This window comes from Comamonas sp. wu1-DMT, assembly GCF_040187805.1.
In the GTDB taxonomy this organism is placed as follows: Bacteria; Pseudomonadota; Gammaproteobacteria; order Burkholderiales; family Burkholderiaceae_C; genus Comamonas; species Comamonas thiooxydans.
Map to the genome: position 1 here is coordinate 25,873 of NZ_JBANEM010000008.1, position 13,631 is coordinate 39,503.

11 protein-coding genes are annotated in these 13,631 nt (G+C 63.1%); 7 read left to right on the forward strand and 4 right to left on the reverse strand.

Features of this window, described 5'->3' with window-relative positions; genetic code table 11:
- The first annotated feature begins 23 nt into the window (after positions 1–23).
- The 3 genes from V8Z78_RS12935 to hpaI all read left to right on the forward strand — a co-directional run bounded on the left by V8Z78_RS12935 (position 24) and on the right by hpaI (position 4,103).
- On the forward strand, positions 24–1,553 hold the full coding sequence (locus V8Z78_RS12935; protein ID WP_314352494.1) for a UxaA family hydrolase: 1,530 nt from the start codon (positions 24–26) through the stop codon (positions 1,551–1,553).
- A 61-nt stretch (positions 1,554–1,614) separates the two neighbouring features.
- Entirely contained in the window at positions 1,615–3,096 is a 1,482-nt protein-coding gene (locus V8Z78_RS12940) for an NAD-dependent succinate-semialdehyde dehydrogenase (protein ID WP_314352495.1), read from the forward strand.
- A 203-nt stretch (positions 3,097–3,299) separates the two neighbouring features.
- Entirely contained in the window at positions 3,300–4,103 is an 804-nt protein-coding gene (hpaI, locus tag V8Z78_RS12945) for a 4-hydroxy-2-oxoheptanedioate aldolase (RefSeq protein WP_046460888.1), read from the forward strand.
- A gap of 170 nt (positions 4,104–4,273) precedes the next feature.
- On the opposite strand, the gene V8Z78_RS12950 is transcribed toward hpaI, so the two are convergent.
- The 3 genes from V8Z78_RS12950 to V8Z78_RS12960 all read right to left on the reverse strand — a co-directional run bounded on the left by V8Z78_RS12950 (position 4,274) and on the right by V8Z78_RS12960 (position 8,712).
- Positions 4,274–6,880 carry a sensor domain-containing protein gene (locus tag V8Z78_RS12950; protein WP_349731513.1) on the reverse strand — a complete coding sequence of 869 codons (2,607 nt, stop codon included), beginning with the start codon at positions 6,878–6,880 and terminating at the stop codon, positions 4,274–4,276.
- 250 nt (positions 6,881–7,130) lie between these two features.
- The gene (locus V8Z78_RS12955) at positions 7,131–8,015 is read right to left on the reverse strand and encodes an EamA family transporter (protein WP_420831205.1); all 885 of its coding nucleotides are present in this window, start codon (positions 8,013–8,015) and stop codon (positions 7,131–7,133) included.
- Between the two features lie 142 nt (positions 8,016–8,157).
- The gene (locus V8Z78_RS12960) at positions 8,158–8,712 is read right to left on the reverse strand and encodes a hypothetical protein (protein WP_039049164.1); all 555 of its coding nucleotides are present in this window, start codon (positions 8,710–8,712) and stop codon (positions 8,158–8,160) included.
- A gap of 94 nt (positions 8,713–8,806) precedes the next feature.
- Between V8Z78_RS12960 and V8Z78_RS12965 the strand changes: the two genes are divergently transcribed.
- Positions 8,807–9,160 carry a hypothetical protein gene (locus tag V8Z78_RS12965; RefSeq protein WP_003069365.1) on the forward strand — a complete coding sequence of 118 codons (354 nt, stop codon included), beginning with the start codon at positions 8,807–8,809 and terminating at the stop codon, positions 9,158–9,160.
- A gap of 57 nt (positions 9,161–9,217) precedes the next feature.
- On the opposite strand, the gene pmbA is transcribed toward V8Z78_RS12965, so the two are convergent.
- Complete coding sequence (gene pmbA / locus V8Z78_RS12970; RefSeq protein WP_012839320.1) at positions 9,218–10,639, reverse strand: metalloprotease PmbA; 1,422 nt, start codon at positions 10,637–10,639, stop codon at positions 9,218–9,220.
- Positions 10,640–10,704: 65 nt separating this feature from the next.
- On the opposite strand from pmbA, the gene yjgA reads away from it, so the two are divergent.
- From yjgA to V8Z78_RS12985, 3 genes are all read left to right on the forward strand, one after another.
- Positions 10,705–11,388 carry a ribosome biogenesis factor YjgA gene (gene yjgA / locus V8Z78_RS12975; RefSeq protein WP_280041824.1) on the forward strand — a complete coding sequence of 228 codons (684 nt, stop codon included), beginning with the start codon at positions 10,705–10,707 and terminating at the stop codon, positions 11,386–11,388.
- Positions 11,381–11,998 (forward strand): molybdopterin adenylyltransferase, encoded by a 618-nt coding sequence (gene mog / locus V8Z78_RS12980; protein WP_046460930.1) that lies wholly within the window; start codon positions 11,381–11,383, stop codon positions 11,996–11,998. The genes yjgA and mog overlap by 8 nt, the downstream gene beginning before the upstream one ends.
- 362 nt (positions 11,999–12,360) lie before the next feature.
- Positions 12,361–13,569, forward strand: a complete 1,209-nt coding sequence (locus tag V8Z78_RS12985; RefSeq protein ID WP_003069356.1) for an ABC transporter substrate-binding protein — start codon at positions 12,361–12,363, stop codon at positions 13,567–13,569.
- Positions 13,570–13,631: the final 62 nt, after the last annotated feature.

The window sequence follows — 13,631 nt, forward strand, 5'->3', positions numbered from 1 at the left end:
GCCCGCCATCCCCGGACTCCAAGATGCTCTCCTCCTCTTCTTCCCTGCTGCACCTGCACCCCAACGACAATGTGCTGGTGGCCAAGACCGCCCTGGCCCTGGGCCAGGACATTCCCGAGCTGGGAGTGCGCACGCGCGCCCAGGTGCCGGCCGGCCACAAGATCGCGGCACGCCGCATCGCCGAGGGCGAGCAGGTCAAGAAGTACGACACGGTGATCGGCGTCGCCACACGCGACCTGGAGCCTGGCGACTATGTGCACAGCCACAACCTCAAGCTGGTGGACTACTACCGCGACCCCTCGTTCGGTGCCGACGTACGGCCCGTGGACTACGTGCCCGAAGAGCTGCGCGCCACTTTCCAGGGGTTTGTGCGAGCGGGCGGCGGCGTGGGCACGCGCAACTTCATCGGCATCCTGTCCTCGGTCAACTGCTCGGCCACCGTGATCAAGCGCATCGCCGCCCACTTCACGCCCGAGCGGCTGGCAGCCTTTCCCAATGTGGATGGCGTGGCCGCCTTTGCCCAGAACAGCGGCTGCGGCATGTCCTCGCCCAGCGAGCACTTCGACGTGCTGCGCCGCACCCTGGCCGGCTATGCGCGCCACCCCAACCTGGCGGGCGTGCTCATCGTGGGTCTGGGCTGCGAACGCAACCAGGTCGATGCATTGGTGGATTCGCAAGGCCTCAAGGAAGGCCAGTTGCTGCGCACCCTGGTGATGCAGGAAATGGGCGGCACGCGCGCCACCATAGCGGCCGGTATTGCCGCCATCGAAGAAATGCTGCCCATCGCCAACCAGGCCCAGCGCAGCACCGTCGCTGCCAGCCACCTCAAGATCGGCCTGGAATGCGGCGGCTCGGACGGTTTTTCGGGCATCACGGCCAACCCCGGCCTGGGCGCGGCCATGGACATTCTGGTGCGCCACGGCGGCACGGCCATTCTGTCCGAGACGCCCGAGATCCACGGCGTGGAGTTCATGCTCACGCGCCGCGCCATCAGTCCCGAAGTCGGCCAGAAGCTGCTGGACCGCCTGGCCTGGTGGGAACGCTATGCAGCCGGCCAGAACGCCCAGTTCAACGGCGTGGTCGGCCATGGCAACCAGGCCGGCGGCCTGGCCAACATCTTTGAAAAATCCCTGGGCAGCGCCATGAAGGGCGGCACCACGCCGCTGCGCGCCGTCTATGAATACGCCGAGCCCATCACCGAGCACGGCTTCGTCTTCATGGACTCGCCTGGCTACGACCCCGTGGCCTCCACGGGCCAGATCGCCAGCGGCGCCCAATTGATCTGCTTCACCACGGGCCGCGGCTCCATGTTCGGCAGCAAGCCTGCACCCACCATCAAGCTGGCCAGCAACACGCCCATGTACCAGCGCCTGCAGGAAGACATGGACATCAACTGCGGCGTGGTCGTCGACGGAGAGCTGAGCGTGCCCGAGCTGGGCCAGCAGATCTTCGAGCAGATCCTGCGCCATGCCAGCGGCGAACCAACCAAGAGCGAAGCCCTGGGACTGGGCGACCACGAATTCGTGCCCTGGCACCTGGGCATCGTGAGCTGAGGAAACGCATCCTCCAGAGCTTTGCGCCCTTATCCGATCTTCACTTTCTGCGATTTTCACCATGAACGCCACGCCACTCAGACTGCAACGCACCGAACTGCAGCGCAGCGCCAACTTCATCGCCGGCGCCTGGACACCCGCTGCCAGCGGCGCCAGCTTTGCCGTGACCGATCCGGCCACGGGCGGCACCATTACCGACATACCTGATTCAGGTGCAGTCGACGCGCGCGCCGCCGTGGATGCCGCCCAGGCAGCCCTGCCCGCCTGGCGCAAGCTGCCGGCCAAGCAGCGCGCTGCCATCATCAAGCGCTGGAACGATCTGGTGCTGGCCCATCAGGACGATCTGGGCACGCTGATCTCGCTGGAGCAAGGCAAGCCCCTGGCCGAAGGCAAGGGCGAAGTGGCCTATGCCGCCAGCTACATCGAATGGTTCGGCGAGGCCGCCACGCGCATGAACGGCGAAGTCATTCCCGCGCCCGTGCCGGGCCGGCGCATGTTCGCCCTGCGCGAGCCCGTGGGCGTGGTCGCCGCCATCACGCCCTGGAACTTCCCGGCCGCCATGATCGCGCGCAAGATCGCGCCGGCCCTGGCCGCGGGCTGCACCGTGGTCTGCAAGCCGGCCGAGGACACGCCGCTGACTTCACTGGCCCTGGTGCTGCTGGCGCACGAAGCCGGGGTGCCGGCCGGCGTGCTCAATATCGTCACGGCCTCGCGCGAGCGCACGCCCGAGGTGGTCGATCAATGGCTGGATGACAGCCGCGTGCGCAAGATCACCTTCACCGGCTCCACGCCCGTGGGCAAGCACCTGGCGCGCCGCAGCGCCGACACCCTCAAAAAGCTCTCGCTCGAACTGGGCGGCAATGCGCCCTTCATCGTTTTCGAGGACGCCGATGTGGCTGCGGCCGTGGACGGCTTCATGGCCGCCAAGTTCCGCAACGGCGGCCAGACCTGCGTCTGCCCCAATCGCGTCTTTGTGCACCGCTCGGTGCACGAGGCCTTTGCCCAGCAACTCAGCGCCCGTGTGGCAGCCTTGCACGTGGGCCCGGCCAGCGACCCGGCCTCGCAGATCGGCCCCATGATCAACGACCGCGCGGTCGAGAAAATCGCCCGCCATGTGGAGGACGCGGTGGCCAAGGGCGCCAAGGTGCTCACGGGCGGCCGCCGCCTGCCCGAGCTGGGTCCCACCTACTACGCCCCCACCGTGCTCTCCGGTGCCACTGCGGCCATGGCCTGCGCCTGCGAAGAGACCTTTGGCCCCGTGGCCCCGCTGACCATGTTCGACGACGAGGCCGAGGTCATCGCCGCAGCCAACGACACGCCGTTCGGTCTGGCCGCCTATTTCTACAGCCAGGACGTGCGCCGCATCTGGCGCGTGGCCGATGCACTGGAATCGGGCATCGTGGGCGTCAACGAAGGCGCCCTGGCCGCCGAGGCCGCCCCCTTTGGCGGCGTCAAGGAGTCGGGCTACGGCCGCGAAGGCTCGACCCATGGGCTCGACGATTACCTGCACATCAAATACGTCTGCCAGGGTGGGTTGGATTGAGTGCAGGACACCTCCCTGAGGCGCTGCGCGCCTTACCTCCGCTCTCGCTGTGCGGCGCACGGCGGGCAGAGGAACGACGCCCCCGCTGCGGGGCGGGGCGGCCAATCCAGACCCTTGCTTGGCGTCTCTGGCCTGGGCCGCGCCAGTTACAGGCGCCGCGCCTATTCACCTGCACTCAGCCCTTTCACTGAATCGAGACCCCCATGCCCGCACTGAATCCCTTCAAGACCGCCATCGCCGCACGCCAGCCCCAGATCGGGCTGTGGCTGTCCATGGCCGCCCCCTACCTGGCCGAAGCTGCCGCCACCACAGGCTATGACTGGCTGCTGATCGACGGCGAGCATGCGCCCAACGATCTGCGCAGCACCCTGGCCGCACTGCAGGCCGTGGCCCCGCACCCGGCTCAGCCGGTGGTGCGAGTCGTGGAAGGCAGCACAGCCCTGATCAAGCAGATGCTGGACATCGGCGTCAAGACGCTGCTCGTGCCCATGGTGGACACGGCAGACCAGGCCCAGGCCATCGTGGCCGCCACGCAATACCCGCCCCTTGGCGTGCGCGGCGTCGGCAGTGCCGTGGGACGAGCCTCTCAGTGGAGCAGCCGCGCCGACTATCTGAATGTGGCCGACGACGAGGTCTGTCTGCTGGTGCAGGCCGAGACCACCACGGCCCTGAAAAATCTCGAAGCCATCTGCGCCGTGGACGGCGTGCATGGCGTCTTCATAGGTCCTGCCGACCTGGCAGCCTCCATGGGCCACCGCGGCAACCCCGGCCACCCCGAGGTGCAGGCCGCCATCGAGGCAGCGATGCAGACCATTGTTGCCAGCGGCAAGGCTGCAGGTACGCTGACCTCGGACCCCGCGCTGGCACAGCGCTACCTTCAACTCGGCTGCAGCTTTGTGGCCGTGGGTGTGGATGTGTTGATGTTCGTGAATGCCGCGCGCAAGCTGCGTACCCAGTTTGCCGGCGCCACGGTGGCGGCCCCGGCACTGCCAGGAGCCGCCTACTGAAGCCTTGAGGCACAACGTTGAAGTTGCAACCATGCTCGCATATCCTGACGAAGATGCCGAACAGCCGCCAAAGCCAGGGCAGCATGACAATGCGCGTGGCCTCTCAGCCGCATCTGCACATCACTTCATCGCTGCCGGAGCGATCTGTGCCGAACCTCCGCACGACAAGTTCATGCAGCGACGGCGCCTGGCGCGGTCGACACCGGGGAAGCCGGGTTGGCAGCCAGCCAATGCTCAAACTCCTTCGGTGCCAGCGGCTGGGCGAACAGAAAGCCTTGCGCCACCGGGTAGCCCTGCTCGCACAGCATCACGCTCTGCGTTGGCGTCTCCACCCCTTCCGCCACCACGGTCAGGTGCAGACTCTTGCCAATGCCCAAAATAGCACTGCTCAACGCCCGAGCCGCCTCGTCATGTTCAAGATCGGCCACGAAGCTGCGATCCAGCTTGAGTTCGCTGACCGGCAGCCGGCGCAGATAGCTGAGGCTGGAGTAGCCGGTGCCAAAATCATCCATGGACAGGCGCACTCCATGCGCATGCACCTCGTTGATGGTCTTCATGGTGCTGGGGTTGGTGTCCAGCAAAATGCTTTCCGTCAGCTCCAGGGTCAGGTCCTGCGGCACCAGATCGTTTCGGTCCAGCGTGTCGGCGATCATTCGTGGCAAATCCAGATTGTGAAAGCTCGATGGCGACAGATTGACCGACACCGCGGGGACTTCCATCCCCTTGGCCCTCCACTGCGACAGCTGGCGACAGGCCTCTTCCAGTGCCCAGCTTCCCAGATCGGCGATCAGCCCGCACTCTTCTGCCAGCGGGATAAAGCGGGCAGGCGAAATCTCGCCCAGCTCGGCATGGGTCCAGCGCGCCAGGGCCTCCACGCCATACAGACGGCCGGTGGCCATTTCGATCTGAGGCTGATAGTGCAGGCGCAGGCCGCCGCTTTTGAGCGCCTTGCGCAGTGCAGTCTCCAATGCCAGGCGCTCCTGGGCCAAGCGGTTCATTTCGCTGCTGAAGAAACAGAAACGGCCGCGCCCCTTGCTCTTGGCCTGGTACATGGCCATGTCGGCGCGGTGCACCAGGGTCTCCATATCTCGGCCGTCCATGGGAAACATTGCAATGCCCACGCTGGCGGATATGGACAGCGAGGTGTCGGCAATATTCAGGGGCTCTGCCAGCAGCTCCTGCAGGCGTTCGATGGTATTGGCCACATGCTCCGCATCGCATTGCGGCAGCACGGCAACAAACTCGTCACCCGACAAACGCCCGGCAATATCGGAGCTGCGCAGCACGCGCTGTAATCGCGTCGCGACATTGCGCAGCAATTCATCCCCCACAGGATGACCCAGAGAATCATTGACCTGCTTGAACCGGTCCAGGTCGATGAACAGCACCGCCAACTGCTCGTCATTGCCGGCAGCTGATGCAATCGCCTGATCGGCCTTGGCCTGCAGCAGGCTTCGATTGGGCAATCCGGTCAGTCCGTCGTAGAAAGCCAGCTGACGAATGCGCGCGCGCGACAGCTCACGCTCCAGCGCCAGGGCGCATAGATGGATGCAGGCATCCACCAGTTGCTGGTGAAAAGCCGAGGCATCCCCGGTCAGCTGCTCCCGGTAATAGAACGCGAAAGTACCGATCGGCTTGCCGCCGCTGTTGCAGATGGGAGTGGACCAGCAGGCTTTGAACCCCAGCGGCAGGATCAGGTGCTTGAAATCCGTCCACAACAGATCATGTGCAATATCGTCCACCAGCACCGGCGCGTTGCGCCAGGCCGCCGTTCCGCAGGAGCCCACATTCGGCCCTATGGCCACCCCGTCTAGCAGCGCTGAATAAGAATGCGGCAGGCTTGGTCCGGCCAGCGGGTGAAGCAGCCCCTGGGCATCCACCTCGAGAATCGATGCCGTCACCTCCGGAGCAATCCTCTCGACCTCCTGGCACACCATCTCCAGCACCTCCGCCAGCGGTCGCTCGCGCGCCATGGCTTCCAGCACTCGGTGCTGCAAGGCCTCATGCATCTTGGAGCGCGTGATATCGGTCAGCATCGAAACCGTGTATTGCCAGCGCCCGTCCGCGTCGAGGATGGGGTTGCTGATGACCTTGGCCCAGTAGCGCTGTCCATGCTTGCCGACCACGATTTCCTCACGCCCCACAGGCTGGCCGGCGCGCAATTCCGCGCGATAACGGTCCACAAAGGCTTCGGACGCCTGAGGAGCCAGCAAGGCAATCGGCATGAGCCCCGCGACCTCCTCGGTGCGCCAGCCGAACATGCGCGTAAAGCCGCCGTTGACATGCACGATGCGTGAGCTTCCATCACTGATGACCACTGCCGTGTCGGAGGCATCGGCCACCAGGGACAAGCGACGCAAGTGCTCCTGCTGCGCCTGCTCCCGGGCTCGCCGCTGCGTGACGTCGGTCGCGATCTTCAGAATATGCATCACCCGGCCCTGGGCATCCATCACCGGTGAATAGGTAGCCTCCAGCCAGCAACTGCTGCCATCGCTGCGTAGTCGCTCCACCACACCGGAGTAGGCATTGCCTGCGCACAGATGCGTCCAGATTTCCCGATACCTGGCACTGTCGGCCAGACGCGCAGAGCAAAAGCTGCGATGTGGGCGGCCCAGAGACTGCTCACGCGTAAAGCCCATGAGCTGCAGATAGTTGTCATTGGCACGGTGCAACGACCCATCCAGGCCAAATTCAGCCATGGCCATGACCCTGTCCAAGGCCTGCAGCTGGGCCAGCTGCAGCTCAGGAGGCATCGCGCCAATATCTCCCTCTCGCATCATTATTCCTTTGCATATTCGCATCCCAGGCCGGCTCGAATCCGGAATGGAAAAGTCATGCTTTTATCTGGATGCAGGCAATAATAATGACGAAAACGAGATTCAATATTCGTGATTCAGTCCAAGTGTTCAAAAAAAACTTTGATTATTGACTTGCGAGCCTGTGCTGCGCTGGCAAAGTACTCTGCCGGGCAGTCACCAGCCGTTGCGGCAGAGCAGCGGTGTGCCCGGCTATCAGCCAGCCGGTGTCTCAGCGTCGCCATTTGCCGCCAAATTGGTTGACCACCATGCCCAGCAGAACGCCCAGCGTGCCCAGCCATTGCAGGCCATTGGGAGCTTCTCCCAGCAGCAGCATGGCCGACAGCAGACCGATCACCGGCACCAGCAGCGACAATGGGGCCACGGTGCTGGCTGCATAGCGCTGCAGCAACCGCGTCCACAGACCATAGCCCAGCAAGGTGGACAAAAAAGCCAGATAGGCGATCACCCCAAGCTCGCTCCAGCCTATGGACTGCAGCTGCGAAGCCACCGAATCCGCGCCATCCACCCACAGGGACAGCAACAGCAGCGGCAGCATGGGGAAGACGCTGGTCCAGACGATGAAGGACACCGGCTCATACGAGCCTTGCTTGGCCGCCATCCGCGTCAGCAGGTTCGAGCCGGCCCACATGGCAGCGGCGCCCACGGTCAGCACAAAACCGATCAGCGTCATATCCGATGTCCCCTCACCATGGGCTGCACCGATCAGCAGCAGTCCGGCAAGAGCGATGAGCAGGCCCAGCCATTGCCAGCGCTGCGGTTTCTCGTGCAAGAACGCAGCCGCCAGCAGCATGGTGATGAAAGCCTGGGTCTGAAGCACCACGGATGCCATGCCGGCAGGCATGCCCAGCTTCATGCCGGTGAACAGCAGGCCGAACTGCCCGACCCCTTGCACCAGGCCGTAGGCGGCCAGCAGACCCCAGGAAAGATTTTTGGGCGGACGCACGAACAGCAGAAACGGCAGCGATGCCGCGGCAAAGCGCAGCGCGCACAGCAGCAGGGGCGAGAGCTTGGCCAGCCCCCACTTCATGACCACGAAATTAAGACCCCAGACCACGATGACGATGATGGCGCTGAGCCAGTCCGGACGGCTCATGCCGGAGGTGGGTGAGGATGCAGAACTCATGACACTGACAACTGATATTGGATTTTCTAGATCAAGCCCCCTAGTATGACTTGCCATCAGTCATGGCTGGCTGCGAAAGCGGTCAAATCGAATACCGGGACTGCAAACGGTCTTACTTGAGCAGATACCGGTCCATTTTGATCGGCAGCATGAGCAAGGCCTTGAATACATACAGGACGATCAAGGTGCCGCTGAAGTCGCCCAGAATCATCACCAGAAGCTGGTCCATCTGAAAACCATCCCCTATGACCACGGACCAGGCCTGGTGCAGCAAGGCATTGCTCAGTCCGTAGATCACACTGAGCCACAGCAGGCGACGCGGCGTGAGATCACTGAGAGATCGCCCGAGCCCCATCCATTTACGAGCTGCGCAATAGGTGCCATAAGGGGCAAGCGTGGCCATGATGCCGCCCGCAAATGCCCGCAGCCAGTCATCCGGGAAAAAGTAGAAGTTGCAGACCAGCCATGACACGACGAAAAGCCCGGCCACGCCCGCCTCCGCAAAAAGCAGGGTACAAAGCAGACGAGCGCCTGCAGGCAGGTAAATCCAGTTGACGCCCCTGACAAATTCCAGTTCGGAGAAAATCCACTGATTAAGAGCCAGCATCGCCAGGAACAGCAAAGCCGTGATAACCGCCACCGAAAATTGCGTCCAAATGTTCTTCATGCGCTGCCGCCGAGCTTGTTCACTGTCTGCACAGTATTATGAGTGCCGTTTATTCGCTCTTCGTTAGCGGCGCGTCGCCTGTTTTTGCCTTCTCATGCCAAAGTCCCTGTCTGCCGATATCTATTTACGCTTTCTGCACCTGGCAGCGACCATCCGCAACCTGCCAGTGCTGCCCGCACTGGATCCACTGGAGGAACGCCTGCTGGAGCAAATCGCCAATGCCGGCACGCGCCAGGAGCGTCTTTGCGTCCGGGACCTGATGGCCCAGCGTGAACTAGGGTCTCCGGCCACGATTCACACCCGTCTGAAATCCATGCGCCAGAAAGGCTGGATCCTGCTGGCCGATACCGAGGATGCCAGACGCAAGCAGATCGAGCTCAGTGCCGATGCCCACAAGCATTTCGAGAAACTCTCGCACTGCATAGTTCAGGCCGCAGCCGAGAGCTGATGCAGAAATGAAAAAGCAGCCGCCGGGCTGCTTTTTTCATGGAGCGACCAACAGCGATCAGCTGCCGGCCACCTTCATGCGATTGATCAGCATGGAGCCCACGGTCTTGGCACCGTAGTTGTAGGCATCGGCTCCGATGGCCTCAATGCCCTTGAACATGGTCTTGAGGTTGCCCGCGATCGTGATTTCGTCCACGGGGAAAGCGATCTCGCCGTTCTCCACCCAGAAGCCGCTGGCGCCGCGCGAATAGTCGCCGGTCACATAGTTCACGCCCTGGCCCATCAGCTCGACCACAAACAGGCCCGTGCCCAGCTTCTTGAGCATGGCATCCAGATCGTCGCCCGCCTTGGTGCGGCGCGAAGTCATGACCAGATTGTGCGAGCCGCCGGCATTGCCCGTGGTCTTCATGCCCAGCTTGCGCGCCGAGTAGCTGGACAGGAAATAGCCTTCCACGCGGCCGGCATCGACCACCTTGCGAGCCTGCACGCGCACGCCCTCTTCGTCAAAGGGCGAGCTGCCCTTGCCGCCCAGGACAAAGGGGTCTTCCTCGACATCGATGTGCTTGGGGAAGATGGGCTTGCCCATGGAGTCGAGCAAGAACGTGCTCTTGCGATAGAGGGCGCTGCCGCTGACGGCCTGCACAAAGCTGCCCAGCAGGCCGGCGGCCAGCGGAGACTCGAACAGCACCGGGCATTCAGTGGTCGGGATCTTGCGGCTGCCCAGACGGCTCAGCGTGCGCTCTGCGGCGTAGCGGCCCACGGCTTCTGGCGAGGCCAGATCTGCAGCATTGCGCATGGAGCTGTACCAGTAGTCGCGCTGCATCTCGCCATTCTTGCCGGGCAACTTGGCGATGGGCGCCACCGACATGCTGTGGCGCGAGCTGGCGTAGCCGCCGCGAAAACCGTTGGTATGGGCCGTGAAGAAATGGCTTTGCTGGGCCGAGACGCCCGCACCTTCGCTGTTGCTCACGCGACGGTGGGTCTTGAAGGCGGCCTCCTCGCAGCGCAGCGCCATCTCCGCAGCGGCTTCGCTGGTGATATCCCAGGGATGGAACAGATCCAGATCGCGATGCGTGCCGGGCAGCGCGATATCTGCGCTGTCGGGCAGGCGGGCAAACGGGTCTTCTGCGGTGAAGCGCGCGATGTCATAGGCGGCCTGCACGGTCTGCTTGATGGCGGCTTCGGAGAAGTCCGAGGTGCTGGCATTGCCCCGGCGCTGACCCAGATAGACGGTCACGCCCAGCGACTTGTCGCGGTTGCGCTCCACGGTCTCCAGCTGGCCCTTGCGCACGCTGACCGACAGGCCGCAGCCCTCGGAAGCCTCGGCGCCGGCGTCCGTCGCACCCAGCTTTTTGGCATGCTGCAAAGCCTGGTCCACCAGCCCCTCGAAAAAGGCTTGGCTGAAGCTGAAACCGGCTTGCGGTGCGGATTGGGCCTGTGCACTGGAAGTGCTTGTATTGCTGGAGCGAGGTTTTTTCATAGCGGCGGATATGATAGCCGCCACTGCGGCGCCCTCTGCGCTGCCACCGATATTGCCCCCTTACCATGTCACGCAAACCCACCAAAGGCTATTTTGTTCGCGGAAAGTTCGTTGCCGAAGGCAGCGAGCTGGACCTTGAGCTGAAGGCCGAACTCAAAGGCACTTACGACTCCACCAAGACCGACCTCAAGCGCGAAAGTGATGCGCTGCAGGATCTGGGCAAGGAGCTGATGACGCTGCGCAGCGACCTCTTCAAGCGCCTGCAGTTGTCCGACCAACTGATCGACGCGCTGGCCGAGGCCAAGCGCATCACCAACTTCGAAGGCAAGCGCCGCCAGATGCAATATGTCGGCAAGCTCATGCGCAAGCTGACGCCTGAACAGGTCGCGGCCGTGAAGCAGGCGCTGGACGAGCAGCGCAATGGCTCCGCCAGCGAAAAAATGTCGCTGCAGGTGGCCGAGCAATGGCGCGACCGCCTGATCGTCGAGGAAGCGGCCCTGTCCATCTGGCTGGAGCATTTCCCCGGCACCGATGTGCAGCAGCTGCGTTCGCTGATCCGCCAGTCGCGCAAGGACATCGACAAGGCCAAGGAGCAAGCCGCCGCAGCGGCCGCTGCCGCCGGCCCCGATGCCGAGCCCAAGGAAGTCAGCAAGGGCCGCGCCTACCGCGACCTGTTCCAGCTGGTGCGCGAGCAACTGGCCAGCGCCGGCAAGGCCGATGCGAGCGCCGAGGATGACGGCGATGAGTGATGCGCCCGTATCCGTATATCTTCACGATGCCGTGAAGATCGGCATCGTCTCCATCAGCGACCGCGCCAGCAGCGGCGTCTATGAAGACAAGGGCCTGCCCGCGCTGCAGGAATGGCTGAGCCGCGCGCTCAAGAACCCCATCCAGTTCGAGCCGCGCCTGATTCCCGACGAGCAGGCCGGCATCAGCGCGGCGCTGATCGAGCTGGTCGATGCAGGCTGCAGCCTGGTGCTGACCACCGGCGGTACCGGCCCCGCGCTGCGCGATGTGACGCCCGAGGCCACTTTGGCCGTGGCCCACAAGGAAATGCCGGGCTTTGGCGAGCAGATGCGCCAGATCAGCCTGGCTTTTGTGCCCACGGCCATACTCTCGCGCCAGGTGGCGGTGATACGCGGCAGCAGCCTGATCATCAATCTGCCGGGACAGCCCAAGGCGATTGCCGAGACGCTGGAAGGCCTCAAGGACGCCGACGGCAAATCCAAGGTCAACGGCATCTTTGCTGCCGTGCCCTACTGCATCGACCTGATCGGCGGCCCCTATCTCGAGACCCATGACGAGATCTGCAAGGCCTTTCGCCCCAAGACCGCGATTCGCGCGCCGCGCACTGCATAGCCTGCAGCGCCAGGTGCAATCCCTGCCAAAACATCCACCAAAGCAGCCTGCGGGCTGCTTTTTTCATGGTGCTCACGTGGCATGGCTGCTGCGGGTATCTCGCTGCAATCGCTATCAGAATAAAAGCAATTTGCGCCTTTCATCCATGGACTTCAGCAATAAATCCATCTGAAACCTATGAACAAAAAGCGCTAGCAGCTATCAAAGATGGTGTATCCCTTGGGATTTCCCGCAAGTGCTTGCCCCGATGCCAGACGCAATAGCCACCCCTAGCATGTTTGCTGCGATGCAGCGACGGCGGCCACCCGCCAACCGGACGCTGCACGCTCTCTCCACATTTCTCATAATTTTCAGGAGACTCCATGCATCGCTTGTCCCAGTCTGCGCCCACTGCTTCCCTGCTGGCTCTCGCCCTGACGGCGGCCTTCGCGGCTCCCGCCATGGCACAGGAAAAAGTCAAGATCGGCTTCATCACCGACATGTCCAGCCTCTATGCCGATGTGGAAGGCAAAAACGGTGCCGTTGCCATACAGATGGCGATTGACGACTTTGGCGGCAAGGTACTGGGCAAGCCCATCGAGCTGCTGACAGCCGACCACCAGAACAAGGCAGATATCGCGGCCAGCAAGGCCCGCGAATGGATAGACACGCAAGGCATCAGCTTGGTGTTCGGCGGCACCAACTCCGCCACGGCCCTTGCCATGGCCAAGGTCGCACAGGAGAAAAAGCGCGTCTTTATCGACAATGGCGCGGGCAGCTCGGCTCTGACCAACGAGCAATGCAGCCCCTATACCGTGCACTACGCCTTCGATACCGTGGCCCTGGCCAAGGGCACGGGCGGTGCCGTGGTGGACACGGGCGGCAAGAGCTGGTTCTTTGTGACGGCCGACTATGCCTTCGGCCATGCACTGGAAGCCGACACCAGCAAGATCATCGAAGCACGTGGCGGCAAGGTGCTGGGCTCGGTCAAGACGCCGCTCAACGCCAGCGACTTCTCTAGCTTCATGCTGCAGGCACAGAACAGCAAGGCGCAGATCCTGGGCCTGGCCAATGCCGGCGGAGACACCATCAACTCCATCAAGGCGGCCAAGGAATTCGGCGTCACCAAGAACATGAAGCTGGCCGGCCTGCTGGTCTTCTTCAGCGACATCCACAGCCTGGGCCTGAAGAACACCGAAGGCATGCAGTTCACGGCCCCCTGGTACTGGGACATGAACGATGGCTCGCGCAAGTTTGCCGACGCCTTCATGGCCAAGACCCAGCGCCGCCCCAGCGAGATCCAGGCTGCCGACTACTCGGCCACCATGAACTACCTCAAGGCCGTGGAAAAAGCCGGCACGCTCGATGCCGACAAGGTCATGGCCACCTTGAAAAGCACCAAGATCGACGACTTCTTCGGCCAGGGCTACATCCGTGAAGACGGCCGCTATGTGCACGATATGTACCTGATGCAGGTCAAGTCGCCGGCCGAATCCAAGGGCACCTGGGACTATTACAAGATCATCAAGAAGCTGCCAGCCGAGCAGATCTGGACCACCAAGGCGGAAAGCAAATGCCAGTACTGGCGGTGACTTGAACCCGCGAGGCATATGCCCCGCATCGGCACAACGGACAGCAAGCCGCGGCAGCTGTC